The organism is Phyllobacterium sp. YR620 (assembly GCF_900104165.1).
In the GTDB taxonomy this organism is placed as follows: Bacteria; Pseudomonadota; Alphaproteobacteria; order Rhizobiales; family Rhizobiaceae; genus Phyllobacterium; species Phyllobacterium pellucidum.
Genome location: NZ_FNJP01000001.1, coordinates 271834 through 295792 on the forward strand (window position 1 = coordinate 271834; position 23959 = coordinate 295792).

The 23959-nt window shown below is 59.6% G+C and carries 25 protein-coding genes; 11 read left to right on the top strand and 14 right to left on the bottom strand.

The features are described 5' to 3' along the window. Positions 1 to 217: 217 nt before the first annotated feature. The 3 genes from BLR72_RS01275 (at position 218) to BLR72_RS01285 (ending at position 2391) form a co-directional block, all read left to right on the top strand. Positions 218 to 1108 (top strand): branched-chain amino acid aminotransferase, encoded by an 891-nt coding sequence (locus tag BLR72_RS01275; RefSeq protein WP_091944310.1) that lies wholly within the window; start codon positions 218 to 220, stop codon positions 1106 to 1108. Between the two features lie 132 nt (positions 1109 to 1240). After that, positions 1241 to 1552, top strand: a complete 312-nt coding sequence (locus BLR72_RS01280; protein WP_027233410.1) for a hypothetical protein — start codon at positions 1241 to 1243, stop codon at positions 1550 to 1552. A 191-nt stretch (positions 1553 to 1743) separates the two neighbouring features. Then, positions 1744 to 2391 carry an MBL fold metallo-hydrolase gene (locus BLR72_RS01285; protein WP_091944312.1) on the top strand — a complete coding sequence of 216 codons (648 nt, stop codon included), beginning with the start codon at positions 1744 to 1746 and terminating at the stop codon, positions 2389 to 2391. Between the two features lie 48 nt (positions 2392 to 2439). Here the strand turns inward: BLR72_RS01285 and BLR72_RS01290 are convergent, their stop codons facing one another. From BLR72_RS01290 to BLR72_RS01300, 3 genes are all read right to left on the bottom strand, one after another. Further along, positions 2440 to 2853 (bottom strand): BA14K family protein, encoded by a 414-nt coding sequence (locus tag BLR72_RS01290; RefSeq protein ID WP_027233408.1) that lies wholly within the window; start codon positions 2851 to 2853, stop codon positions 2440 to 2442. 311 nt (positions 2854 to 3164) lie between these two features. Continuing rightward, the gene (locus BLR72_RS01295) at positions 3165 to 3380 is read right to left on the bottom strand and encodes a cold-shock protein (RefSeq protein WP_027233407.1); all 216 of its coding nucleotides are present in this window, start codon (positions 3378 to 3380) and stop codon (positions 3165 to 3167) included. 392 nt (positions 3381 to 3772) lie between these two features. Beyond that, positions 3773 to 4618, bottom strand: a complete 846-nt coding sequence (locus tag BLR72_RS01300) for a lytic transglycosylase domain-containing protein (protein ID WP_091946428.1) — start codon at positions 4616 to 4618, stop codon at positions 3773 to 3775. Positions 4619 to 4768: 150 nt separating this feature from the next. Here BLR72_RS01300 and BLR72_RS01305 point away from each other — a divergent pair, with 150 nt between their 5' ends. Beyond that, entirely contained in the window at positions 4769 to 5494 is a 726-nt protein-coding gene (locus tag BLR72_RS01305; RefSeq protein WP_244506592.1) for an HAD family hydrolase, read from the top strand. Here BLR72_RS01305 and BLR72_RS01310 read toward each other — a convergent pair whose 3' ends face one another. The 3 genes from BLR72_RS01310 to BLR72_RS01320 all read right to left on the bottom strand — a co-directional run bounded on the left by BLR72_RS01310 (position 5495) and on the right by BLR72_RS01320 (position 9522). Beyond that, complete coding sequence (locus BLR72_RS01310) at positions 5495 to 7015, bottom strand: helicase HerA domain-containing protein (protein ID WP_091944315.1); 1521 nt, start codon at positions 7013 to 7015, stop codon at positions 5495 to 5497. It lies immediately after the preceding gene. A gap of 126 nt (positions 7016 to 7141) precedes the next feature. Next, entirely contained in the window at positions 7142 to 8446 is a 1305-nt protein-coding gene (locus tag BLR72_RS01315; RefSeq protein ID WP_091944318.1) for an MFS transporter, read from the bottom strand. Between the two features lie 32 nt (positions 8447 to 8478). Beyond that, entirely contained in the window at positions 8479 to 9522 is a 1044-nt protein-coding gene (locus tag BLR72_RS01320) for an aldo/keto reductase (protein WP_091944321.1), read from the bottom strand. Between the two features lie 116 nt (positions 9523 to 9638). On the opposite strand from BLR72_RS01320, the gene BLR72_RS01325 reads away from it, so the two are divergent. Further along, positions 9639 to 10211, top strand: a complete 573-nt coding sequence (locus BLR72_RS01325; protein ID WP_091944324.1) for a TetR/AcrR family transcriptional regulator — start codon at positions 9639 to 9641, stop codon at positions 10209 to 10211. 28 nt (positions 10212 to 10239) lie between these two features. Here the strand turns inward: BLR72_RS01325 and uvrB are convergent, their stop codons facing one another. The 3 genes from uvrB to BLR72_RS01340 form a co-directional block, all read right to left on the bottom strand. Continuing rightward, on the bottom strand, positions 10240 to 13050 hold the full coding sequence (gene uvrB, locus BLR72_RS01330) for an excinuclease ABC subunit UvrB (RefSeq protein WP_091944326.1): 2811 nt from the start codon (positions 13048 to 13050) through the stop codon (positions 10240 to 10242). Between the two features lie 114 nt (positions 13051 to 13164). After that, positions 13165 to 13422, bottom strand: coding sequence for a SemiSWEET family sugar transporter (locus BLR72_RS01335; protein ID WP_091944329.1), 258 nt, complete (start codon positions 13420 to 13422; stop codon positions 13165 to 13167). A gap of 199 nt (positions 13423 to 13621) precedes the next feature. Continuing rightward, positions 13622 to 14818, bottom strand: a complete 1197-nt coding sequence (locus BLR72_RS01340) for a mandelate racemase/muconate lactonizing enzyme family protein (RefSeq protein WP_091944332.1) — start codon at positions 14816 to 14818, stop codon at positions 13622 to 13624. A 226-nt stretch (positions 14819 to 15044) separates the two neighbouring features. Between BLR72_RS01340 and BLR72_RS01345 the strand changes: the two genes are divergently transcribed. After that, a complete protein-coding gene (locus tag BLR72_RS01345) occupies positions 15045 to 15383 on the top strand; it encodes an acyl-CoA thioesterase (RefSeq protein WP_091946434.1) in 339 nt (112 codons plus the stop codon). Between the two features lie 4 nt (positions 15384 to 15387). Here the strand turns inward: BLR72_RS01345 and BLR72_RS01350 are convergent, their stop codons facing one another. Beyond that, the gene (locus BLR72_RS01350) at positions 15388 to 15810 is read right to left on the bottom strand and encodes a VOC family protein (protein ID WP_091944335.1); all 423 of its coding nucleotides are present in this window, start codon (positions 15808 to 15810) and stop codon (positions 15388 to 15390) included. A 176-nt stretch (positions 15811 to 15986) separates the two neighbouring features. Here BLR72_RS01350 and BLR72_RS01355 point away from each other — a divergent pair, with 176 nt between their 5' ends. After that, positions 15987 to 17174, top strand: a complete 1188-nt coding sequence (locus BLR72_RS01355) for a low temperature requirement protein A (RefSeq protein ID WP_091944336.1) — start codon at positions 15987 to 15989, stop codon at positions 17172 to 17174. On the opposite strand, the gene BLR72_RS22850 is transcribed toward BLR72_RS01355, so the two are convergent. Further along, entirely contained in the window at positions 17175 to 18215 is a 1041-nt protein-coding gene (locus BLR72_RS22850) for an extensin-like domain-containing protein (RefSeq protein ID WP_091944338.1), read from the bottom strand. A 193-nt stretch (positions 18216 to 18408) separates the two neighbouring features. On the opposite strand from BLR72_RS22850, the gene BLR72_RS01365 reads away from it, so the two are divergent. After that, complete coding sequence (locus BLR72_RS01365) at positions 18409 to 18759, top strand: DMT family protein (RefSeq protein ID WP_027233393.1); 351 nt, start codon at positions 18409 to 18411, stop codon at positions 18757 to 18759. Here the strand turns inward: BLR72_RS01365 and BLR72_RS01370 are convergent. Together BLR72_RS01370 and BLR72_RS01375 are read right to left on the bottom strand one after the other, a co-directional pair. After that, positions 18688 to 19632 carry a DMT family transporter gene (locus tag BLR72_RS01370; RefSeq protein ID WP_091944341.1) on the bottom strand — a complete coding sequence of 315 codons (945 nt, stop codon included), beginning with the start codon at positions 19630 to 19632 and terminating at the stop codon, positions 18688 to 18690. The two genes, BLR72_RS01365 and BLR72_RS01370, sit on opposite strands and share 72 nt — an antisense overlap. An 83-nt stretch (positions 19633 to 19715) precedes the next feature. Then, a complete protein-coding gene (locus tag BLR72_RS01375; RefSeq protein ID WP_091944344.1) occupies positions 19716 to 20852 on the bottom strand; it encodes a PQQ-dependent sugar dehydrogenase in 1137 nt (378 codons plus the stop codon). 305 nt (positions 20853 to 21157) lie between these two features. Here BLR72_RS01375 and greA point away from each other — a divergent pair, with 305 nt between their 5' ends. The 3 genes from greA to BLR72_RS01390 are packed head-to-tail and all read left to right on the top strand — an operon-like array spanning position 21158 to position 23427. Continuing rightward, on the top strand, positions 21158 to 21631 hold the full coding sequence (gene greA / locus BLR72_RS01380) for a transcription elongation factor GreA (protein ID WP_091923800.1): 474 nt from the start codon (positions 21158 to 21160) through the stop codon (positions 21629 to 21631). A gap of 18 nt (positions 21632 to 21649) precedes the next feature. Next, positions 21650 to 22696 (top strand): glycosyltransferase family 4 protein, encoded by a 1047-nt coding sequence (locus BLR72_RS01385; RefSeq protein WP_091946437.1) that lies wholly within the window; start codon positions 21650 to 21652, stop codon positions 22694 to 22696. Continuing rightward, complete coding sequence (locus tag BLR72_RS01390; protein ID WP_091944347.1) at positions 22693 to 23427, top strand: glycosyltransferase family 25 protein; 735 nt, start codon at positions 22693 to 22695, stop codon at positions 23425 to 23427. Before BLR72_RS01385 ends, BLR72_RS01390 begins: the two co-directional genes overlap by 4 nt. On the opposite strand, the gene BLR72_RS01395 is transcribed toward BLR72_RS01390, so the two are convergent. Beyond that, complete coding sequence (locus tag BLR72_RS01395) at positions 23424 to 23894, bottom strand: Lrp/AsnC family transcriptional regulator (protein WP_027233388.1); 471 nt, start codon at positions 23892 to 23894, stop codon at positions 23424 to 23426. The two genes, BLR72_RS01390 and BLR72_RS01395, sit on opposite strands and share 4 nt — an antisense overlap. Positions 23895 to 23959: the final 65 nt, after the last annotated feature.

Sequence of the window (23959 nt, forward strand, 5' to 3'; positions counted from 1 at the left end):
GCGTTGTTGACATAATTTTAGACTGTTGATAATTTTTGGCAAGCTGTTGGCCGCGTTTTGAACAAAACGAAAAGCCGATGAGTGTTTCCGAGACATTTTCCTCTTCGAAACGCCTGTTTGTGCCTGCCGGCAATGGTACACCAATCGGTATTCTGGACCAGTTGGTAGCAACTCGAACCTGAAAAAATAACAGGAATGCAACGCCTGGAGGAAAAACATGGCATCCGTCCCATTTGATCAGCTTGAAGGTTACATCTGGATGAACGGCGAATTCGTTCGCTGGTCGGATGCAAAAATTCACGTGCTGACCCACGGGCTGCACTATGCAAGCTCGGTTTTTGAAGGCGAACGCGCCTATGGCGGCGAGATCTTCAAGCTCAATGAACATACCGAACGTCTGCACGAATCAGCGCGCATCCTCGGCTTCAAGATACCCTTCACTGTGGAAGAATTGAACGATGCCTGCCGCAAGCTTCTGGCAAAGCAGGGGTTCAAGGATGCCTATATACGTCCCGTCGCCTGGCGCGGCAGTGAGACCATGGGTGTTTCCGCCCAGGCCAACAAGATCAATGTCGCCATCGCCATATGGCAATGGCCGAGCTATTTCGATCCTGCGCAAAAGCTGAAGGGCATTCGTCTTGATCTTGCCGAGTATCGCCGGCCGGATCCGAAAACGGCTCCATCGAAGTCGAAAGCCGCCGGCCTCTACATGATCTGCACCATCTCAAAGCATGCCGCTGAAGCCAAAGGCTACGCCGATGCCCTGATGCTCGACTGGCGCGGACAAGTCGCCGAAGCCACGGGCGCGAATGTCTTCTTCGTCAAGGACGGCGTCATCCATACACCGACGCCCGATTGCTTCCTCGACGGCATCACGCGGCGCACCGTCATCGATCTGGCCAAACGGCGCGGCTACGAGGTTGTCGAAAGGGCGATCATGCCTGAGGAACTGGAAGGTTTCGAACAGTGCTTCCTGACTGGAACCGCCGCCGAAGTGACGCCAGTCTCCGAGATCGGACCGTATCGTTTCAGTGTTGGTGAAATCGCAATCAACCTGATGAATGATTACGCTGCGGAAGTAATGCCAAAGAAAGCGGCTGCAGAGTAGACGAAAGTCTAATGAAATTAGTGTTTGATACCCTGTTAAAACGACGCCAAGTTGTTTGACTTTGCTTAAAACATAGTCATCATGACCATGTCAGGCATGAGTCTGGCATGAAACGTTGACGGGGTGTCAATCATGGAAGCGCTTCTTCCTATCATTATCCAGCTTATCTCAGGTGGCGTCGGCGGCAATATTGTCGGCGGACTTCTCAAGAACCTGAGCCTCGGCACAACCGGCAACACGGTTGCTGGCGGTATCGGGGGTCTCATCGGCGGATATCTGACGCAATTTCTCGGCGCCGGCGGTGCCGAGGCGGTCGCGAACGCAGCAGCATCGTCGGGGCTCGATCTTGGCGCGATCATCGGCCAGGTCGCCGGCGGCGGTATCGGCGGCATTATCCTGACGGCGATCATCGGCGCGATCAAGAATTCGATGGCGAAGACCTGATCTGCTTTCGCGACATAACGGGTTTTGGGCGGCCACTGGCCGCCCTTTTCATTTGCGGATTGAGGCTTATAAGGTTGAGCGAATAGAGGATGGTTGCGCTCCGTAAGCGGCCCGCCATCTGAAATGAGAGGGCTTTTCCGCGATGATAGGCCCGCTGGCGATATGTTAGACAGGAACAGGAAGGCATATTAATGGGACAGTTGCAGGCAGGAATCATCCCCGTTACGGCCTTCCAGCAGAATTGCACGATCCTTTTCGACAGTGATGACAAGCATGGCGTGCTTATTGATCCAGGCGGCGACAATGAACAGGTGCTGGGCGCAATCCAGGCGAACGGCATTACCATCGAAGCGATCTGGATTACGCACGGCCATATCGATCATGCGGCCGGCGCAATGGATATGAAGGAAGCGCTCGGCGTCGAAATCATAGGACCGCACGAGGCGGACCGCTTCCTACTCGACAGTATCGAGGCGAAGGCGGTGCAATACGGCATCACCGATAATGTGCGCAACTGCACGCCGGATCGGTGGCTAAAGGACGGCGACACCGTGTCGTTCGGCACGCATGTTTTCGAGGTGCTGCATTGCCCAGGCCATGCGCCGGGACATGTCGTCTATTACAACCGCGCCGCCAAGTTCGCGCATGTCGGTGACGTGCTTTTCAATGGTTCGGTTGGGCGGACCGATCTGCCGGGCGGGGACCACGCAACGCTGGTCAACTCGATCAAGACGAAGTTGCTGCCACTTGGCGACGATATTGGCTTCATCTGCGGCCATGGCCCGGGCGGGCGCTTTGGCGAGGAGCGCCGGACCAACCCTTTCCTGACCGGCGAATAGCAAAACCGCCGGACTGGCCGGCGGTTTTGGAATGTTTATGGCTGCAAGTCAGTTGGCGTTGCAGAAATAGTCGCGGCCATCATATCCGCGGAAGGTACCTGTTTCCGGGTTGAATGACCGGTACCGGTTCGAGCAATAACGGTACCATTCACGCGACCATGGCCGTGCGCCGGCGCCGTAATAACGCGGAGCTTCGCGGTAGACCGTTACAGGGCGGCGATAATAGCCGTCATCGTAGTCGCGATAGATCACGTCGGGCTGGCGCGGCGCGGCAAGAGCGCCACCGATCAGGGCGCCAGCAGCAAGACCTGCGGCACCTGCGACCCAGGCGTCGCTGTTGTCGTGATGATAGTAACCGCCATGGCGCCAGCGCCAGTTGTCGGCGGAGGCAGAGGTCAGCGGTGCAACGACGGTTGCAAGCGCGGCGGTGGTGAGAATGGCAATCTTGGTGCCGATATTCATGTGTGCCTCCTTGAAGCATGCTGCAGAGCGCCATGCGCTCTGGCGTAGTCCTGACTGAGACAATGCTGGAGCCTCAGTTGTAGTTCCGTTTTAAGCCGTTCAGAATGAATACAGGCTGAACAAATGCCAGTGCGCTCGCCTGCCGGTCATTTCTGACGGCAGCCCGAGAAAGCACATAGAATTTTAGCAAATCCAAGGCATCGAAGCACAAAACGCTTAACGTGGCGACTGGCCGAGTGGCGCGCCAAAATGATGCCGTCTGAAATCCCCGACAGCCGATCGGGGATCTTTGGCAGCGCAAGCTGCCGGTATTATTCGGTGATCGTGATGTTGACGGCCTTGGGGCCCTTGCCACGACGATCCGGTTCGGTATCGAAGGAAACCTTCTGATTGTCCGCGAGACCTGTGAGCCCAGAAGCCTGTACGGCGGAAATGTGGACGAAAATGTCCGCTGCGCCGTCGTCGGGCTTGATAAAGCCAAAGCCTTTTTCACTGTTGAAGAATTTGACCGTACCGGTCTGTGCCATGCTTCGTTCCTTTTCCTTACTTACCGCGTCCCCCCTCGGGTTAGCGGGATTGGTAGAGCCGTTTTCGGTGCGTTACGTCCAACGGTGTCATGCAGGCAGTTCTCGAATTCAGGAAAGGAGCCGATCATTGCCGGGATTGCTCCCGACCCGGTATTCTTGCGGTTCCGGCGCGCCGTTCTTCCAGTCTTCCAGTGTTCGCAGATGCCCGAACGCTTTGAGACTGCTAGAATAAGTGTTTTTTGGCAAGCAAAAGTTTTACTACCTTTTAGTCGACTATATCGAAGGACATTGCGGGCTGCATACTTGGCGAAGTAAAAAATCGCGTGAAGTTCGCCCGATGACACCTTTGACGCGAAAGAAACGAGACGTTCCGAGGGGTGTATCGCGCCCGCTCAGCGGTTGCGCAGCACGATGCAAGCTCCGCCCGCGCTGTGCAACTGGGCGCAGATCTTGTCGGCTTCCGGACGGCTGTCGGCGCCTATTCGCACCGCATAGATGCCGCGCCTTCCCATCGGAGTGCGGTTGCGGCTGATGACCGGCTCATGCGTATCGAGGATGGCGGGGAAGCTCTGGCGCAGGCGGTCGAGCTGGCGGGCCGCGGCAGCGCGGCGGAAATTGCCGGCGATCTGAATTCCCCAGGGCTTGGGCTTGATCTGCGACATGGCAACGGTTTCGAACCGGACGATCGGCAACTGGCGGCACGCGGCATCGAAGCTGAGTTTGGCGTTGAGCGGACGCTTGTTTATGTCGGCGCCCGCAGCAAAATCATCGGGCGATTGCCCGGTTATGTCGAGGACGTATTCCTCGGTTTCGAGGGGAAGGAATCCGCCGCTGGCCAGCCAGTTGGCAACGCGCGTCGGGCCGGCATTATAGGCGGCAGCGGCCAATCCCCAATTGCCGAATGCCTTGCGCAAGTCCTTGAGAAAGCTCGCGGAAGCCGGCAACGCCTTGTGAAAGTCGAAGGGGTCGTCGAGCCGCCTTTCTTTGGCCGTACGCGGCATGAACTGGGCAATGCCCTGCGCGCCGACCGGGCTCTCCGCCTGCACGTCAAACCGGCTTTCCTTCCAGATCAGCCGGGCGAAGAAATCGCGAGGCACGCCGAAACCGTCGGCATTGGTCGCAATGGATGCACATATCTGTCCGATGGTCGGAGGCGGCGGTAGCACCTGCGGCGCGGCAGCCGGGGACTCGGCCGCCGACGCACCCAGCGAAGGCAGGAGCATCAATGCCAGGAGCATGCCGGGCTTTGCGAGCCAATTCACTCTGATGCCATTCCCCGTTTATGCTTCGGCGGAAGATGCCAAGCATGGCCCCAATCTGCTAAAAGGTCGAACGCCCGATTCCATGCGCGGGAGCTGCAGACAATGTTTGAATGAAGGAAAATAATCATGCAAGTGGAACGCGATATGCTTGCGCCTGGCGCTCTTACCACGATCGGTTTCGATGCCGATGACACGCTGTGGCAGAACGAGCAGTTTTTCCGCAGTTCAGAACGGCATTTTGCCGATCTTCTCGCGCCCTATGCCGACGTTCCTGACCTTTCCGGGCGGCTTCTTGCCGTCGAAAAGCGCAATCTCGACCTGTACGGCTTCGGGATAAAGGGGTTCATCCTGTCGCTCGTCGAGACCGCCGTGGAGGTTACCGAGGGGCGGGTGCCCGCGTCGATCATTGCCGATATTCTTGCGGCAGGTCGCGAAATGCTGCGCCACCCCGTCGAGACGCTGCCGCACGTTACCCAAACGCTGGAGGCGTTGTCGGATGCCTACCGGCTGGTGCTGATCACCAAGGGCGACCTGTTCGATCAGGAGCGCAAGCTGGCGCAATCGGGGCTTGGCGACTTTTTCGATGCGGTCGAGATCGTAAGCAACAAGGACAAGGCGACCTACGAGACCATCTTCCGTCGTCATGGCGATGGCGCGGAGCGGGCGATGATGATCGGCAATTCGCTGAAATCCGATGTGGTTCCGGCGCTTGAGGCGGGGAGCTGGGGCGTCTTCGTGCCGCACGAACTCACCTGGGTGCTCGAGCACGTCGATGCGCCTGTTGAGGAGCCACGCTTCCGGCAGATCAACCATCTCGGCGAACTCTTGCCGCTGTTGGGCGATTTAGCCTGACTATTCCGCTGCTTCCTGTTCGGGCGCGGCTTCCTCGGGGCCGTTGGGATCGCCGGGGCCGGTCTCGCAGCCAAGATCGGGAAAGGCAACGATGCGATTGCCGGTAAAATCGGTGCGGACAACGATCAGGCCCTGTTCCTCGAAATAGGTGAGCAGCCTGCGGGCACGTCGGGTCGAGTGCGTACCGTAGGCCCGGGCAAGCGTAGCGTCGGACGGGCAACTGCTGCCTTTAACCGCGGCTTGCGCAACAATGAAGAATACGCCTTGAACGTCGTCGGGCAATGTCTTGGAAAGTTCGAGCGCTTGCTGCCATGGCTCGCTTTGCGCCGTTTCACCATCGATGCCGGCGCGGGCGACCGCAAGGCGGCGCCGAAACTCTGGCAGGGTCAATGCATCGCCAGGCACGCGGCGAATGCGACAGCGGACGAGAAAATCCTGGTAAAGGACGGCATCGGTGCGGAATGACGCGTCCGGATCTGCAAGCATTTCCTGCATGACGGCGTTGATCGACGCGTTGCGCTCCGCGTCGTCGATCTCGGGGAAGAGCATCGGGGCAGGGTTGTCCGGGTGGCCAGCCGCCTTTGCCGCCTGGTTGAGCTGGCTCAGAATGTCCGCAGTCGGCGTTGTCGGCGGCGGAGTGGGCGAACGCCGGATTGGCGTCCTGCGCTCTTCCGGGGCCGGCGTAAAGATCAGGTCTCGGGCATCCTCACCGGGCTGCGGCAGCGGCGTGAGCTTGGGGCTCGATGACCGCGCCGAGGTCTCGACCGCGCCGATTGTCACCGCCAATGGCCTTCGTGAAAGTGCTGGTCCAAGTGCCACGAAATGACCGCGGGCGAGGTCGCGGAACTGTTCGGCCTGGCGTCGCTCCATGCCGAGCAAATCCGAAGCGCGGGCCATGTCGATATCGAGGAACGTCCGTCCCATGAGGAAATTGGAGGCTTCGGCAGCAACATTCTTGGCGAGCTTGGCGAGACGCTGGGTGGCGATAACGCCGGCAAGGCCGCGTTTGCGCCCCCGGCACATGAGGTTGGTCATCGCGCCGAGCGACAGCTTGCGGGCCTCGTCCGACACTTCGCCGGCGACAGCCGGAGCGAAAAGCTGGGCTTCGTCGACGACGACGAGCATCGGATACCAGTAGTCGCGCTCCGCATCGAAGAGGCCGCCGAGAAAGGCCGCCGCGCAGCGCATCTGCTGCTCGACATCAAGGCCTTCGAGATCGAGGACCACTGAAACGCGGTGCTGGCGAATACGTGCTGCAATGCGCGTCAGCTCGTTTTCCGTGCGTGCGCCATCAACAATGACATGGCCGTATTTCTCGGCAAGGGTGACGAAATCGCCTTCCGGATCGATCACGCATTGCTGGACCCATTGCGCGCTCTGTTCGAGCAGGCGGCGCAGGAGGTGGGATTTGCCGGAACCGGAATTGCCCTGCACGAGAAGACGCGTGGCCAGAAGCTCTTCGAGATCGAGCATGGCTCTTGCGCCGGCGGGCGCCGCTCCCATGTCGATGTCGACCTTCATCCATGCTCCAGTTGCTTCAAGTGATTCCGCGCGACGAACCGGCGCGCGGACTCTCTTAGCATCGGTCGATGTCCTCAATGCAGGGTTTTCGACGGAAACCCACAGCTCGTTTCATGTCGCCCGGCCTCAACCTGCCGGTGCGGGTTCCGGGACGGCATCGTCCTTGCTCTGCTTGCTCAATGTCAGCACCAGCAGCGCTGCAATGAGGCACAGGATGCCCGCGACAAGGAATGCGGGGACATAGGTCGCATACTCAGTGCGGGCAAAGCCGCCGCCATAGGCCGCTGATGCCGCGCCGAGCTGGTGTCCGGCAAAGATCCAGCCGAACATCAGGCCTGCCTTTTCCCGGCCGAAGCGCTCGGTCGCAAGCTTCACCGTCGGCGGCACGGTGGCGATCCAGTCGAGCCCGTAGAACATGGCAAAGAGGGAGAGGCCATAAAAGGAGAAGTCCGAATAGGGCAAATAGAGCAGCGAGAGGCCGCGCAGGCCATAGTACCAGAACAGCAGCCAGCGATTGTCGACCCGATCGGAAAGCCAGCCCGATCCAATCGTGCCGAAGAAATCGAAAAAGCCCATCATGGCGAGCACGCTTGCGGCCCCAACGGCGGCAAGACCGTAATCGCCGCACAACGCTACGAAATGCGTGCCGATCAGGCCATTGGTACTTGCGCCGCAAACGAAGAAGGTGGCGAACAGCACCCAGAAGGTCGAACTGCGCGATGCCTCCTTCAGCGCCAGCAGCGGCATGGTAATGAGCGAGAGCAGGCCGCCGGTCACCGGCAAGGCGGTCGCGACGAGCTTGTCGCCATAGGCAGGCAAGCCGACATCCGACGGGCGATCGCGTATTAGGAAAAAGACACCCACAACGGCGACGAGCAGCATAGTGCAGATCAGCACGATAGCCGTGCGCCAGCCGTAGTTTTCGCTTAACGAAGCCATCAGCGGCATGAAGATCAACTGACCGGTCGCGGAACTTGCGGTCAGCATGCCCAGTACGAGGCCGCGCCGCTCCGTAAACCAGCGCGTCGCCACGGTTGCGCCGAGCACCATGGCGGTCAAGCCGGTGCCGAAGCCGACGACGACGCCCCACAGAAGCACGAGCTCCCAGATCCGCGTCATCGCCAGCGAAGCAAAAAGTCCGGCCGTGATGAGGATCAACGCAACGCAGACGACACGCCTGACGCCGAAATAGTTCATGAAAGCGGCGGCGAAAGGCCCCATGAGGCCGAACAGCAGGAGCCGGATGGAAAACGCGGTCGCGATCTGTTCGGTTTCCCAGCCGAACTCCTTTTCAAGTGGAACGATGAGCACGCCAGGCGCGCCCACCGCAGCGGCGGTGACCAGCATTGTGATGAAGGTGATGGCAACAACGACCCAGCCATAATGAACATTGCGGCGGGCCAGCAGGGCGGCGAGAGGTGTGGAGAGCATGGTCGGCTTTCGCAAATGTGGTGTGACGTCTATCAGATGAGGGGAGCCGAAGGCAGGTCGAGAACTTCGAGCTTGCCGCCCGTCAGCCGCTGGCGCGTGCGCACGCTGCCGATCAGTTCATGCGGCGCGCCCAGTGCAATTGCGCTGACGCGGTCAAGTCTTTCTACCTGTTCATTGGTGAGAACCAGTGCTGTGGCGCCGATATTGTCGCGGAACTGATCGAGCGTCTTCGGGCCGATGATCGGCAGGACGCCCTTGGCGGCGACCCATGCAATACCGACCTGGCTCGGCGTTACGCCGATTTCTGCAGCGATTGCAATAACTTCATCGATGATCAGCGTGCGCTGTGTGCTGTCTTCGTGCTGAATGACGACACCAAGACCGGTTGCGCGGCCTTCTTCGCCCTTACGGTATTTGCCGGTCAGAAGTCCGCCGCCGAGCGGCGACCAGCCGACGACGCCAAGCCCGAAACCGCGCGCCATAGGCAGCAGTTCACGATCGGCAGTCCGTTCGACAAGACTGTATTCGGTCTGGAGGCCGACAATCGGCGTCCAGCCGCGCAGCGCGGCGATTGTCGCGCCGCTGGCGATCCGCCAGGCGGGGAAATTGGAGAAGCCTGCATAGACAATCTTTCCGGCACAAACGAGGTCTTCGAAGCCGCGCACGATCTCGTCAATGGGCGTCATCTCATCGGACATGTGAGCCCAAAGCAGGTCGATGCGCTCCGTCTTCAGCCGCTTCAGGCTTGCCTCCACCGCCTGGATCATGGATTTGCGGCTATTGCCGACAACCGAGGGCCCGACATTGGCAGACGCGCCGTGGGAATATTTGGTGGCGAGAACGAAGTTGTCGCGCTCTGCGGCGATGAGATCGGAGAGGATAGTCTCAGACTGCCCGAACTGATAGCTGTCTGCGGTGTCGATGAAATTGCCACCCGCTTCAGCATAGGCGTCGAATATCTGCTTGGCGACGTCGGGAGTGGAGCCATAACCCCAGCCGGTACCGAAATTGCCGGTACCAAGCGCAAACTCCGAAACACGCAGGCCCGTATGATTGCCGAAAAGCTTGTAGCGCATGAACTGCTCCTGTGCGGCCGTATCGCAGCCGCATTTAAATGATGATCATAATGATTGACTATAAATGACGTTCATCATATAAAATGTCAACAAGGAATTTTCGTGAGGATGGTGTCATGCGTGTGAGCAAGGAACAGGCTGCCAAGAACCGGGACCGCATCATCGAAGTTGCGAGCCGCGAATTTCGCGACAAGGGCTTCGATGGCATAGGCGTCGCGGATCTTATGAAAAGTGCTGGCCTCACCCATGGCGGCTTCTATGGCCACTTCGCCTCAAAGGACGATTTGATCGCCGAAGCCTGTGCGGCTTCCATGGACCAATCGGCGGAAAAGTGGGGCAAACTGGCGGATCGGTCGCCCGAAGAGGCGTTCGCAGCCCTCATTAATGCCTATCTCCTAAAGGAGCATCGCGACCACCGGGCAACGGGTTGCATCATGGCGGCGCTTGCTCCCGACATCGCGCGGCAGAGTGGACGCGTCCGCGAGCGCTTTACGCACGGAACGCGTGCCCTACTTGATATTCTGGCGAAGATCATCCCGGGCGTATCCGCAGAGGCGAAACGCGAGAAGGCGCTTGCCACCATGGCGGGTCTCGTGGGCACGCTGGTTCTTTCGCGCGCCGTCGATGATCCGGCATTTGCCGATGAAATCCTTGCGGCAGGGCAGGCGGCCTTCGGCAAGCAGAACTGATCAACGAGCCCGAACTGCGCTGCCCTGATTACCGCCCCGGCCGACCGGTCTTGCCGGGTCGACGCTTCTTGCGCGCATCGCCGGCATCTTCGTAAGACCCAACGCCCGAACGCTCACGCCGCACGATCTCGTGGTCATTCCTGTTCGTGCCGGTAAAGGCGGGCTTTTGCGGCACTGAACCGACGACTGGCTTTTCCGTCCGACCGACAGTCATCTCGTCGAGCGTGTTCTTGCGGAAGACGCCGAGCGGGCGCGTGGTATCGCCGCCCATCTCGTCGAGATGCGGCTTGCGGAACAGCTGTGAGTCCTGATCCTGATCGTCGGTGACGACGCGGTGCATCGCCCGTCCCGCATTGTGACGTCCCTTGGTGCGTCCCGTGGCCGGACTTTCCAGTTCCACCTCGCGCGCCATCGGGTCGTCCGCGATCGCAAGTTCCGTCTCGCGCAGGCGCTTGATCTCGTCGCGCAGCCGTGCCGCCACTTCGAAGTCGAGGTCGTCGGCCGCTTCGCGCATCTGCCGTTCGAGATGCTCGAGATGCGACTTGAGATTGTTGCCGATCATGGCGCCGGACTCGGCAAAGCCGGAAATGTCAGCCCGTACGTGGTCACGTTCGTAAACACTGTTGAGAATATCGGCGATGTTTTTCTTGACGCTGGCGGGCGTGATGCCGTGCTCGGCGTTATAGGCCTCCTGCTTCTCGCGGCGGCGGTTGGTTTCCGCCATCGCCCGCTCCATGGAGCCTGTCACGTGGTCCGCATAGAGGATGACCTTGCCGTCGACATTGCGGGCGGCACGGCCGATCGTCTGGATCAGCGAGGTTTCGGAGCGCAGGAACCCTTCCTTATCGGCATCGAGAATGGCGACAAATCCGCACTCGGGGATATCGAGACCCTCGCGCAGAAGATTGATGCCGACGAGAACGTCAAAGGCGCCGAGCCGGAGGTCACGCAGGATTTCAATGCGTTCGAGCGTGTCGATATCCGAGTGCATGTAGCGCACCCGCACACCCTGCTCATGCAGATATTCGGTCAAATCCTCGGCCATGCGCTTGGTGAGAACCGTAACGAGGGTGCGGTAACCCTTGGCGGTCGTCTCGCGAATTTCGCCGAGCACATCATCGACCTGGCTCTTCGCCGGGCGCACCTCGACAGGCGGATCGATCAGGCCAGTTGGCCGGATGACCTGTTCGGCAAAGACGCCGCCGGACTCTTCCATCTCCCAGTTGCTCGGTGTTGCCGAGACCGCAACGGTCTGCGGGCGCATGGCGTCCCACTCCTCGAAGCGCAGGGGACGGTTGTCCATGCACGAGGGGAGGCGGAAGCCATATTCGGCGAGGGTCGCCTTGCGGCGGAAGTCGCCCTTGTACATGGCGCCGATCTGCGGAACCGTAACGTGGCTCTCGTCGATAAAGACCAGCGCATTGTCCGGAATATACTCGAACAGCGTCGGCGGCGGTTCGCCGGGCTTGCGGCCGGTCAGATATCGCGAATAATTCTCGATGCCGGCGCAGGAGCCAGTGGCCTCCAGCATTTCCAGATCGAAGGTGCAGCGCTGTTCGAGGCGCTGCGCTTCGAGCAGGCGTCCAGCGGCATTGAGCTCCACAAGCCGATGCTTAAGCTCCTCCTTGATCGATCGGATCGCCTGGTTCAGCGTGGGGCGCGGCGTTACATAGTGCGAATTGGCGTAGATCTTTACCGAACGCAAATCGCCCGTCTTTTGCCCGGTCAGCGGATCGAATTCGGTAATTGCCTCGATCTCGTCGCCGAACATGGAAATGCGCCAGGCGCGGTCCTCAAGGTGGGCCGGGAAGAGTTCGATCGTGTCGCCACGCACGCGGAACGAGCCACGCGTGAAGTCCATGTCGCGTCGCTTGTATTGCTGCGCCACGAGATCGGCGAGCAGGGCGCGCTGATCGAGGCGGTCGCCGATCTTCATCTCGAAGGTCATCGCCGTATAGGTTTCGACCGATCCGATACCGTAGATGCAAGAGACGGAAGCGACGATGATGACGTCGTCACGCTCGAGCAGCGAACGGGTTGCCGAGTGGCGCATCCGGTCGATCTGCTCGTTGATCGAGGATTCCTTCTCGATATAGGTGTCCGAGCGGGGAACGTAGGCTTCCGGCTGGTAGTAATCGTAATAAGAAACGAAATACTCTACCGCATTGTTCGGAAAGAAGGATTTGAACTCGCCGTAAAGCTGCGCGGCCAAAGTCTTGTTTGGCGCGAGAATGAGCGCCGGACGCTGGGTCTGCTCAATCACTTTAGCCATGGTGAAGGTTTTACCCGAACCCGTAACGCCGAGCAGGACCTGGGTGCGGTCATTATCCTTGATGCCGGAGACGAGATCCTGGATCGCCGTCGGCTGGTCGCCGGATGGCTGGAAATCGGTCTCCATGCTGATCTGGATGCCGCCCTCGGATTTCTCCGGGCGGGCCGGTCGGTGCGGCTGCCATGCGGCTCCGTTCTTGAAGAGCGGATTGCCACTCTCGATGAGCGCCGCCAGCGCTGCGACCGTTGCCGTGGCTCCGCCCGGTGCGATACTTCCTGCATCCTCGAGCCCGATATCGAGGCCTGCAACGGGATTAAGGCCTGCGGCCGCACGTGTCTTCGGGTCGGTCGATCCGCCAATCGACGTTCCGCGCGATGTCCGCGACGCGCTGGATTGCGTCTTCGCATTCTGCTTTGCCTTGGCCTTCGCTGGCTTGGCTTTGGCCGAAGCTTCGGTGATCTGGTTCGCCCAATCGCTGATAGAGCCGGAAAGCGGCGTGCCTTCCAGCTCTGGTTGGGGCGCTTCGCCGAAACCGCTTACATTGTACTTGTCAGGAGATTTAGCCATTCGTCGAATATGGTAAGAGTCCGGCGAAATGGAAAGGGCGGCCCGCCAAAAACTGACAGGCTCCTGACAACAGGTTGTCAGGAGCGCGGCCAAGTCAGGCCGGTTTGTTGGCAATCAGCCGTAGCGGATTTTCAGGCCGAGAATGGCGAGGATGAGCATAAAAGTGACGCCGTTTGCCATGATCACCGGCCATGAGCCGATCATCATGCCGTAGATCAGCCACAGGAAAACGCCGAGCATCAGCGAAGCATTGGAGACAAGGGAAATGCTGGCCGTTTCGCGGTACCGCATGATCTTGATGATCTGCGGGATCCAGCACAGCGTGGTGATCACGGCAGCAAGGCTACCGACAAGTTCAATATGGAGCGGCACGGATCGGGTCTTTCGAAGAAAAATGCGATTAATATATGAGCTGATTTTTCCTTGAAATACAGCGGAATAATGGCATCAAGCTTTACATGCGACAATTATTTTCGTGGAACGCGGGAAGGCAGCTTTGACGGCTATGGCTGAGCGCGCCGAGGCGGGAACGCGACCGGCCTCAGAGCCCAGATCGATAGGTCCATCAGGGTCATACGATCAGCGGATCGCGTCCCATGCCGAGATGCAGGTCATGGCCGTCATAGGCGTGCGCGGCAGCGACATCCTCGTTAAGTTCGACGCCGAGGCCGGGTTCCGACGACGGGATGACGTAGCCATCCTCCCACCTGATCGGTTTTTTCAGGATATCGGCGTGGAACCCTCCGAAGCCCTGGATACATTCAAGGATCAGGAAGTTCGGGCTGCAGGTGGCGATCTGGATGTTGGCGGCTCCGACGATCGGCCCGCAATAAAGGTGTGGTGCGATCTGCGCATGGAATGTCTCCGCCATGCCTGCGATCTTCTTGGCTTCGAGAATGCCCCCGACGCGGCCGAGATTCATCTGCAGTATATTGGCAGCGCGATTGACGAGAAGGCGCTGGAATTCGTACTTCGTCGTCAGGCGCTCGCCGGCCGCGACCGGGATCGAGGTGTGCTGCTGCACATACCCCATGTTCTCCGGCATATCAGGCGGCACCGGTTCCTCCAGCCACAGCGGATCATAGGGTTCGAGCCGCTTGGCCAGCCGCACCGCGCTGGTCGGCGTCATCTGGCCATGGGTGCCGAACAGAAGGTCGGCCTTGCTGCCGACGGCTTCCCGCACGAGGCGAACGAATTTCTCGCCGAGATCGAGTTGTTCGAGCGAAAGCTGGCGCGGATCGAACGAGGTATAGGGGGCAACGGGGTCGAACTTCACCGCGGTATAGCCTTCCGCCACATATTCGGCAGCACGCTCCGCTGACGCTTCCGCGTTCCAGTAGATGGCGGAGGTCTCGCCGAGTTCGGGCTTGGGATAGATGTAGGTGTAGCTGCGCAGCCGCTCGTGCACCTTGCCGCCAAGAAGTTCATAGACCGGTTTGTCGGCTTCCTTGCCGATGATGTCCCAGCAGGCCATTTCCAGCGCCGAAATGGCGCCCATGACCGTCACGTCAGGACGCTGGGTGAAGCCGCTCGAATAGGCGCGGCGGAAAAATCGTTCGATGTGGTGCGGGTCTTCTCCTATGAGCCAGCGCTCGGCGACGTCCTCGACGACCTTGCGCATAACCTGCGGACTGACGGTGGAATTATAGGCCTCGCCATAGCCGACAACGCCGGAATCGGTCGTCAACTTGACGAAGAGGAACCATGTGCCGCCGAACGATGGCGGCGGATTGCCGACCACGAAGGTTCTGACGTCGGTTATTTTCATGATCCCCTCCGGTACGTTCGCTGTATTGCCAGACTAAGCCAGCGGCGATACGAAACCGAAACCGGTCAACGACCCGCAATGTCGGGTTTCTGACAGTTGCGGGCGAAGGCCCCTTTTCAATCCTGCGGCCGCACCCCATCATGGCGGCAACGCAATTCATTGACGGAGACGGCAATTGACCGAAGAGACGAAGCCTATCGGCGAACTCACCCTGCGCACGCTGGCGATGCCGGCGGATGCCAATGCGGCCGGGGACATTTTCGGTGGCTGGGTCATGGCGCAGATGGATTTGTCCTGCGGCATTCGGGCTGCGGAACGGGCGCGCGGACGCGTGGTGACGGCTGCCGTCAAGGAAATGGCCTTCGCAAAACCGGTCAAGATCGGCGATACGCTGTGCATCTACACCCATATCGCCCATGTCGGACGCACTTCGATCACGCTGAAGGTCGAGGCCTGGGCGCAACGTTACCTGTCCGATCTGATGGAACTTGTCACCCACGCCGACTTCATCATGGTTGCGCTGGACAAGGACGGCAAACCCACCCCGGTTCCGAAGGAAATCTGACCGATCAGCTCTGGCTGCCGATCATGTAGCGATCCCAAAATCCAGCTGCCGATTCGATTTGCTCGACAACGTCGATCCAGAGGCCCGAAGGATCATGAAAGCCGAAACGGCGCTGCCCAAAGGGCTCGTCGGTCAGCGGGTATTTGATCTTGAGGCCGGTGGATGCGATCTTGTCGAAGGCTTCCCGGGCATCCTCCACCTGTAATTCGAAACACATACCGGTTCCGCTGAACTTTTCCGGGCCGGGCGGGGCGGACGGGTGGTCAGGCGTCATGAAAGCGATGCTGGCCGATTGATCTTCGGCGATGAGGTAAGAGAACCAGGTGCTGTCGAATGCGCTGACAAAGCCAAGATGCTCGATCCAGAAGTCGCGGCAGGCCTCCTTGCGGTCTGTGACGATGATTGGATAGCGGTCAACGAAGCGCATGGGTTCCTCCCGGAGTTGTTTGATCATCTAAAAGTGGGAAAGCGGCGCGTAAGCGCAACCCCAAATTGTCAGGAGTGTCGGGCGCGCGTTCAGGTTCTGCCTGCGCCAAAAACCATTTCATTTTTGGCTGGAACCGCTTCATCTTACGGGCAGGCTAATGATTTGGGAGATGGGGCGTGGCATTCTTCGGGGCAATTCGGGACTATTCCCGTCAGCGGGATGCTGCTGATAGTGCGAAGGTCGATTTTGTCGAACTCTTCTTCGACCTCGTCTTCGTATTCGCCATTACGCAGATATCGCATTTCCTCCTGCATGATCTGAGCCTAAAGGGCCTTGCCGAAAGCGCGCTGCTGCTCACCGCCGTATGGTGGGTATGGGTCTATACAATGTGGGTGACCAACTGGCTTGACCCCGCGACCGCGCCAGTCCGCACGATGCTGTTCGCGCTGATGCTCGCCGGGCTTGTGCTCTCCACCTCGATACCCGCCGCCTTTGCCGGGCGCGGCATCGTCTTTGCGCTCGCCTATGTCTCAATGCAACTTGGACGCACGCTGTTCATGCTGTGGGCGGTGCGGCATCACGACGACGCCAACTTCCGCAACTTCCAGCGCATTGCCGTGTGGCTCAGTAGTTCGGCGATCTTCTGGCTGGCCGGTGGCCTGGCCATGCCGGAATATCGTCTACCGCTGTGGGCAGCGGCGCTGGCAATTGAGATCCTTGGGCCGGCCGTGGGATTTTGGGCGCCCAGGCTTGGCGCCTCAATCACCACGGATTGGAATGTCAGCGGCGACCATATGGCCGAAAGGGCGGCCCTTTTCATCATCATTGCACTCGGCGAATCCATCCTCGTATCCGGCGCCACCTTTTCGGAGCAAGAATGGAGCCTGGTTTCGCTGGCGGCGTTCTTGACCACTTTCGTCGCGTCCGTCGCCATGTATCTCATCTATTTCAATCTCGGCCAGTCGGCGGCACATCACAAGATTGCAGAGACCGACGACCCGGGGCGAATAGCCCGCATCGCCTATACCTATGTCCACGTGTTGCTGGTCGCTGGCATCATTGTCATCGCCGTCTCGGACGAGTTGGTGCTGGACCATCCGCTCGGCCATGCGGAAGCTGCCATGATCTGGACGTCGGTCGGCGGCACGGCGCTTTATCTTGTCGGCAATCTTCTCTTCAAGCGCTACGTCAATGGCCGGGTGCCGCTATCCCATCTTGTGGGGCTCGTGCTGTGTGCCGGATTGGCGGTCATTTGCCCGGCTCTTTCACCGCTGGCGATCGGCGCCGCGACCAGCGCTATCCTGATCATCGTCACCGTCTGGGAATATCGGAGCTACAAGCAGCGGCAATTAAACCCGCACTGATCAGCGGCAGGCGCGGTGGCCGCTGCGCCGCTGCATCAGGTCGAAATGGAAATGCGTGCTGTGAAAACGGTCGTAACCGGGTCCGAGCACCGTGGTGAAATAGTCGCAAGCATCCGAACGAACGGTGTTGAGAAGACCACGCTGGCGAAACGAGAAGAGCCCCGGCCTTTCGACCTCGATTTCGCGGCCGTTGTTGAGCGTGATTTTCGCAATGTCGAGCGCATTGCCCCTGGCGTGCTCGGACATGGGCCGGCCGCGCTGGCTGCTCATGGTGCGGCAAGAATAGCTCGACGCCTGATGTATGGTGTTGATGCCCGAAAGGTAGCGCAGCCGCGTCGAGGGCGAGAGGTCGCCCTTGACCCAGCGAGCGAATGCAAGCGTCATCTGGCAATTCAGGGTCGCCGTCGGTTTTAGTTTTATATTGCCGCTGGCAAAGCCGCTGACCGCGAGCGGATGGTCGATGCGGCAGGCGCCGCCATCGTTAATTGGCGGCTTTTCCTGAAACACCACGCCAAGCCTCTTCAGTTCGGTGCGGCAGGCCATCTCGCCGCCGGACATGCCGAGGACGCTTTCGCCGCGTGCGATAGGATCGCGTATCGCATTGGGATAGCTATAATTTTTCAGATACCCATAGCTCTTGTCATCATCCGACGGGGGTTCCATTTCCGGCAGGGAATAGGGCTTGGTTTCCCCAAGCCGCGGAATTTCCGGCGCTGCTTCGGACGGCTGCAAGGTCGGCGTCGCCGGCTCAATCGGTTCGCTCGCCGCCTGGCTGGTGTCCGGCACAGAAATGACGTCGGGGGGTGGCCCAGACATTTGGTCCATCCCGGAGCTCGGCAGCGTTTGCGTTTCGACAGCGACCTGATTTTCCTCGCTGGCGAGCGATCTGCTGGCAATAGCGGTATCCGAACCGCTGCCGACGTCGGCCATGGGACGGCGCACCTCGTCCATGCCACAGCCACTGAGGGTCGTCGACACAGACAGGAGCAGTATCGTGGATAAGCGCTTCAAGCGCACAGCGGACGACAACGCACAACTCATGTCACCACATCCCATTGCCTGAATCGAGGCGCAGCAACGGGTGAAAGTAGAGGCAAATCGTAAAGGAAAGGTCAGCGGCTTCTTAACATTTGGGATCGAAACATGACGGGCCCGCAAATGGCTTGATTTTGCTGCAATTGCCGGTGCATTTAGCCTGCCGTAGCCAACGACCTATGTTCTTGAAAGAGCGATCATGCCGAATTTCCTATCGCCATCCATTGCGCCCATTTTCCTGCTTATTGCTTCCAATGTTTTCATGACCTTCGCCTGGTACGGTCACCTGAAGTTTCCGTCAGCGCCACTGGCGAAGGTGGTTTTCATCAGTTGGGGCATCGCGCTGATGGAATATTGGCTGGCCATTCCGGCCAATCGCATCGGCCACACGGTCTATTCGACCGCTGAACTGAAGACGATGCAGGAAGTCATCACGCTCGTCGTCTTCAGCCTGTTCTCGGTGTTTTATCTCAAGGAATCATTCACCTGGCAGCACGTGGCCGGATTTGCCCTGATTGCCGGCGGGGCGACCTTGATCTTCAAGGCGTGACTTGTTGCGCAGCATCGGGATGAGTTCGACGGCGATCATTGCCGAAAAAATGAGGGCGCACCCGACAAGGCCCTGAAGCGTCAGGCGCTCGCCGAGCAGAATGATGCCGAAGATCGCGGCAAAAAGGGCTTCGGACGAAAGCATGATGGCAGCCTGCGGCGCCGTTGTGAAACGCTGGCCGACGGCCTGCAGGGTGAAGCCTACGCCCGACGACAGGACACCCGCAAAAATGAGTTCCGGACCGGCCGCGAGGATCGAAAACAGTTCGGTCCGCTCGCTTGTCATCGAGACCAGCAGGCCGAGGATGCCGCAAACCAGATACTGCACCAGGCACAGCATGATCGGGCGCCCGCTCTGAACGCCGATGCGATTGATGAAGATGATCTGCAGGGCCCAGAAAACCGCACATCCCACGATAAGCCAGTCTCCAACGGTCAGACCATCGAGCCGGCCCCCGGAAAGAAGGTAGATCCCGGCAAGCGCAGTCAGGGCGCAGGGCCAGACGACCGGATGCGGCCATTGCCAAAACAGGAATACGCCGAGGATCGGCACCATGACGACGTAAAGCCCAGTCAGGAACCCGGCATTGGTGACCGACGATGTGAGCATGCCAACCTGCTGCAGGGCTGCGCCGGAAAAGAGCAGGAGGCCGATGAAGACAAAGCCGAGATAATCGCGCTGCGTCAGTACTTGGCGCGCGTTTTTTGCCTCGCGAATCGCGAGAGGCAGGACAGTCAGCGCCGCAAGAAAGAAGCGGATGGCGACAAACATGAACGGCTTGACACTGGCCATGGCCGTCGACTGGGCAACGAAGCCGAAACCCCAGATCGCTCCGGCAAGAAGCAGCAGAATATTGGCCCGGCCATGCGTCATGACGATCCCACAAGTTGGTGCGGTTACATCAGGTTCCGCAGTCGCAATTGCTCTAACTGCTGCAACCGACGACTGCAAGACGCTTAGCTTGCTCGTGCGCGTGTCAATCGAATGATCCTGCCATCAGCATCGTCGGTCAGAAGATAGACCGAGCCATCCGGCGCGACGCGAACGTCGCGGATACGGCCGAACGCGTCCTTGAGCATGCGCTCCTCGGTTGCGATCGTGCCTTTTCCATCGCGTTCAAGCCGCACCAGCGTTGCAAACTTCAGCGATCCGACAAGGAGATCGCCCTGCCATTCCGGAAACATCTCGCCTTCGTAGACGGCCAGCCCCGACGGCGCAATCGACGGATCCCAATAGTAGAGTGGCTGCTCGTAACCCTTGGCCTTCGTGCCCTTGCCGATCTTGGCGCCGGAATAATCCTTGCCGTAGGAGATGACCGGCCAGCCATAATTCTTGCCTGCCTGGGGTTGGTTGATCTCATCACCACCCTTTGCGCCATGCTCCACTGTCAGGAGCGTCTGCGTGACTGGATCCCAGGTCGCCCCTTGCGGATTGCGATGGCCCTTCGACCATATTTGCGGCAGCCCCTTATTGCCATCGGCGAACGGATTGTCCGCCGGCGTGGTACCGTCGGCATTGATGCGAAGCACGGAACCTGCTTCATCCTTGAAATCCTGGGCGCGGTTGCGGTCGCCGCGCTCGCCCATCGTCACGAACAGCTTGCCATCGGGCGTAATGACTATGCGCGAGCCGAAGTGCTGGCCCTTGCTGGTCTTCTTGCGCATCGAGGTGAGGACGGTGACGTCCTCGAGGGTTCCGCCCTGTCCACTGCGCACGAGTCTGGCGCTTGCAATCGCAGTGCCCGCACCGTCCTTGCCAGGTTCTGAGAAGGTGAAAAGGATGCTCCCGCTTTGCGCAAAATCCGGCGCCGCCACGACATCGAGCAGGCCGCCCTGGCCCATCGCGGCGACCTTCGGTACACCTTTCAGCGGTTCCGATACATTGCCATCCTTGACGATCCGCATATTCCCGGCGCGCTCCGTTACGAGAAGGGCGCCATCCGGAAGGAAGGCGAGGCTCCAGGGGTGGTCCAGGTTGCTCGCGACCGTCTCGGAGGCGACTGGCGCTTTCTCGGTGTCGAAGGTCTCGGCCTGGGCTATCTGGGCGCCAAAGCAAAGGGCGCTTGCCAGCAAAATAGCTGTTCTCCGTCGCATCGATGAGGGTCCTTTCATCGCGGGCGTTGTCGGGCGTGGCGAGTCAGTTTGGGAAATTGAGAACACATTTCGACGGTTCGGTCGCCTCACAGTGATGTGAGTCCCTTGTGATTCGATACCGCATCGCCCGCAAATCCGTTTGCCGGCACTATTTCCACTTTCTTCGTGAAATTGCCTGAAACGATGCTATATTAAGTCAGGAATGATTGAACGGTTCCGAAGCTTTGAGCTCCGGCGACCGTTTTCTTTTTGTGCCGCGCGGCTCTGTTTTGGCCCGTTTTGGCACTACAACGAAAGGAGAGGACATGGAAAAGGTCCCGATGACTCAGGCAGGATTTGACAAGCTCAAGGAAGAGCTGCGCTGGCGCCAGCAAGAAGAACGGCCGCGCATCATCCAGGCGATTGCGGAGGCGCGCGCTCATGGCGACCTTTCGGAAAACGCCGAGTATCATGCTGCCAAGGAAGCGCAGAGCCACAACGAGGGTCGCGTCGGCGAACTCGAGGACTATACGGCGCGCGCCGAGATCATCGACATTACCAAGCTTTCCGGCGACAAGATCAAGTTCGGCGCGACGATCCGTCTTGTCGACGAGGATACCGAGGAAGAGCGGACGTACCAGATCGTCGGCGACCAGGAAGCCGATCCCAAGGCGGGCCGGATTTCCGTTTCCTCGCCAATCGCCCGCGCCCTGATCGGCAAGAGCGAAGGCGACACGATCGAAGTCAATGCGCCAGGCGGCGCACGGTCCTACGAAATCCTCGGCTTCAGATTCGTTTAAGCGGTGTCGTTCGATACCGTGTCAAACGTCGAGGTGATCGCGCCAAACTTCAAGCGCACGCTTTCCGGCGTCACCTCGACCATCATCCAGCTTATTCCATTGCAACGCGCAAACGGCCTCAAGATAGCAACCTTGGGGCCGGGCCTGCCGGACGATCTGCCGAAGATCCGCTGGTTGGGGCTACCTGGCCTATGGCTAAGGCCGCGAACCCGTCCTTTCCGCATCTGGCACGCCCGCCGCAATACGGAGATGGTCGCAGGCATTTTGATGCGTTCGGTCTTGCGCATGCGGCTGAAGTTGCTTTTTACCTCGGCGGCGCAGCGTGACCACAGGTCCTTCACCAAGTGGCTTATCCGGCAAATGAATGCCGTCATCGCGACGAGCGGGAAATCCGGCAGCTTCCTTGAGGTGCCGCACACGGTTATCATGCACGGTGTCGACACAGAGCGGTTTCACCCGCCATCGGGCGAAGAGGACAGCTTTGCGGCCTCTGGCCTGCCGGGGAAATATCTCGTCGGCTGTTCGGGCCGGATTCGGCATTCGAAGGGGACCGACCTCTTCGTCGATGCAATGATCAGCCTTTTGCCGCAGCATCCGGAATGGACGGCAATCATGACCGGTCGCACGACCGTTGAAAACAAGGGTTTTGAGCAGGAACTGCGGCAGAAGATCGCCGCCGCCGGACTTGAGGACCGCATTCTTTTCCTCGGTGAAGTGCCGGACGTGCGCATCTGGTATCGCCGCATGACGCTTTACGTTGCTCCGTCCCGCAAGGAAGGCTTCGGCCTGACACCGCTCGAAGCCATGGCGTCGCAGACGGCGGTTGTCGCGAGCGATGCGGGCGCCTATGCCGAGATGATTACACCCGGAACAGGATCAGTCGTTCCTGCGGGTGACGGCAAGGCGCTGGAATCCGCGATCGCACCTTATCTCGCCGATCCGGCCCAGTGCGCCGATATGGGCAAGGCCGGCCTTGCACATGTCCGGGAGAATTTTCCGCTGGAAAAGGAAGCCGGAAAGATTCTCGACGTCTACGAAGCCATGTTCGCGGGCGGGCTGCGGTGAAGACTGCCGCGCTGATCATCCATCTAAAGCGCGCCAGAAAGCGAGGCGAACACGTCGAGAAGCTGATCAAACGCCTGCCGATCGAGGCTGAAATCCTCGATGCCATTGACGCCATGAACATGACGCCGGCCGAAATCGATGCGGTCTATGCCCAGTCATTGCACAAGCCGTACTACCCGTTCGAGCTGCGTCCTTCGGAAATCGCCTGCTTCCAGTCGCACCGCAAGGCGTGGGCGACGATCGTCGAGCGCGGTCTCGATGCGGGGCTTGTCATCGAGGACGATGTCGATATTTACGACGGTCCATTCGCCGAGCAACTTGCACTGGCGCTGGAGGCCATTCAGCCCGGCGATTATATCCGCTTTCCGCGCTGGGCGCGGGGCGAACATGGAACCGACATTGCACGCAAGGGCACCTGTTCGATCATGCAGCCGCGCTTGCCCGGCCTTGGCATGCAGATGCAACTTGTCGGCCGCGAGGCGGCCGCAGAACTCCTGAAGGCGACGGAGCGGTTCGATCGTCCGGTCGACACGACGATACAGATGCGCTGGCTGCATACCGCGCGCGTTCTTTCCGCGCGACCGACCACCATTCGCGAGATCGATTTCGATCTTGGCGGTACGGTCGTTCAGGGCAAGAACAAGAGTTTCGGCGCCCGCTTGAAACGGGAAATTCTAAGGCCGTATTACCGGGTCGCGTTGAACCTCTACAGCCGCACGCGACGAACCTAGAGCACCATCAAAGGTTCGTTCTTTACCGAGCGGATGGTCAGCGATGTACGCACCGAATCGACGTTCGGCGTCGAGGTGAGTTCCTCGATGACGAAGTTCTGGAAGGTGGAAAGGTCGCTCGCAACGCAGTGAAGCAGGAAGTCCGATTCACCCGAAACCATCCAGGCGCGGCGCACGAGCGTCCAGTTCTGGGTCTTCTCGGCAAAGCTCTTCAAATCGGCATCGGACTGGCGGTGCAGGCGGATCATGCAGAACGCCACGATGTCCTGGCCAAGAACCGCGCCGTTCAGGATCGCGCGATAGCCCTGAATGACGCCGCTTTCCTCAAGTTTGCGCACGCGGCGCAGGCAGGGCGGCGCCGAGATACCGACGCGTTCGGCGAGCTCCACATTGGTGATGCGGCCATTGTCCTGCAATTGTTTCAGGATTTTCCAGTCGATCGCGTCGAGTTCCGCCTTCAGAGGCATGGGTGCCTTTATCCTGTTTCACACGGTAAGTGCGTTATACATAAGCGATTCCTGCCGCTGTGTAA

Coding starts and splice junctions, on each gene's coding strand:
- BLR72_RS01275 (WP_091944310.1), top strand. CDS start 218: ATGGCATCCGTCCCATTTGATCAGCTTGAAGGTTACATCTGGATGAAC.
- BLR72_RS01280 (WP_027233410.1), top strand. CDS start 1,241: ATGGAAGCGCTTCTTCCTATCATTATCCAGCTTATCTCAGGTGGCGTC.
- BLR72_RS01285 (WP_091944312.1), top strand. CDS start 1,744: ATGGGACAGTTGCAGGCAGGAATCATCCCCGTTACGGCCTTCCAGCAG.
- BLR72_RS01290 (WP_027233408.1), bottom strand. CDS start 2,853: ATGAATATCGGCACCAAGATTGCCATTCTCACCACCGCCGCGCTTGCA.
- BLR72_RS01295 (WP_027233407.1), bottom strand. CDS start 3,380: ATGGCACAGACCGGTACGGTCAAATTCTTCAACAGTGAAAAAGGCTTT.
- BLR72_RS01300 (WP_091946428.1), bottom strand. CDS start 4,618: ATGCTCCTGGCATTGATGCTCCTGCCTTCGCTGGGTGCGTCGGCGGCC.
- BLR72_RS01305 (WP_244506592.1), top strand. CDS start 4,769: ATGCAAGTGGAACGCGATATGCTTGCGCCTGGCGCTCTTACCACGATC.
- BLR72_RS01310 (WP_091944315.1), bottom strand. CDS start 7,015: ATGAAGGTCGACATCGACATGGGAGCGGCGCCCGCCGGCGCAAGAGCC.
- BLR72_RS01315 (WP_091944318.1), bottom strand. CDS start 8,446: ATGCTCTCCACACCTCTCGCCGCCCTGCTGGCCCGCCGCAATGTTCAT.
- BLR72_RS01320 (WP_091944321.1), bottom strand. CDS start 9,522: ATGCGCTACAAGCTTTTCGGCAATCATACGGGCCTGCGTGTTTCGGAG.
- BLR72_RS01325 (WP_091944324.1), top strand. CDS start 9,639: ATGCGTGTGAGCAAGGAACAGGCTGCCAAGAACCGGGACCGCATCATC.
- uvrB (WP_091944326.1), bottom strand. CDS start 13,050: ATGGCTAAATCTCCTGACAAGTACAATGTAAGCGGTTTCGGCGAAGCG.
- BLR72_RS01340 (WP_091944332.1), bottom strand. CDS start 14,818: ATGAAAATAACCGACGTCAGAACCTTCGTGGTCGGCAATCCGCCGCCA.
- BLR72_RS01345 (WP_091946434.1), top strand. CDS start 15,045: ATGCCGGCGGATGCCAATGCGGCCGGGGACATTTTCGGTGGCTGGGTC.
- BLR72_RS01350 (WP_091944335.1), bottom strand. CDS start 15,810: ATGCGCTTCGTTGACCGCTATCCAATCATCGTCACAGACCGCAAGGAG.
- BLR72_RS22850 (WP_091944338.1), bottom strand. CDS start 18,215: ATGAGTTGTGCGTTGTCGTCCGCTGTGCGCTTGAAGCGCTTATCCACG.
- BLR72_RS01365 (WP_027233393.1), top strand. CDS start 18,409: ATGCCGAATTTCCTATCGCCATCCATTGCGCCCATTTTCCTGCTTATT.
- BLR72_RS01370 (WP_091944341.1), bottom strand. CDS start 19,632: ATGACGCATGGCCGGGCCAATATTCTGCTGCTTCTTGCCGGAGCGATC.
- BLR72_RS01375 (WP_091944344.1), bottom strand. CDS start 20,852: ATGCGACGGAGAACAGCTATTTTGCTGGCAAGCGCCCTTTGCTTTGGC.
- greA (WP_091923800.1), top strand. CDS start 21,158: ATGGAAAAGGTCCCGATGACTCAGGCAGGATTTGACAAGCTCAAGGAA.
- BLR72_RS01395 (WP_027233388.1), bottom strand. CDS start 23,894: ATGCCTCTGAAGGCGGAACTCGACGCGATCGACTGGAAAATCCTGAAA.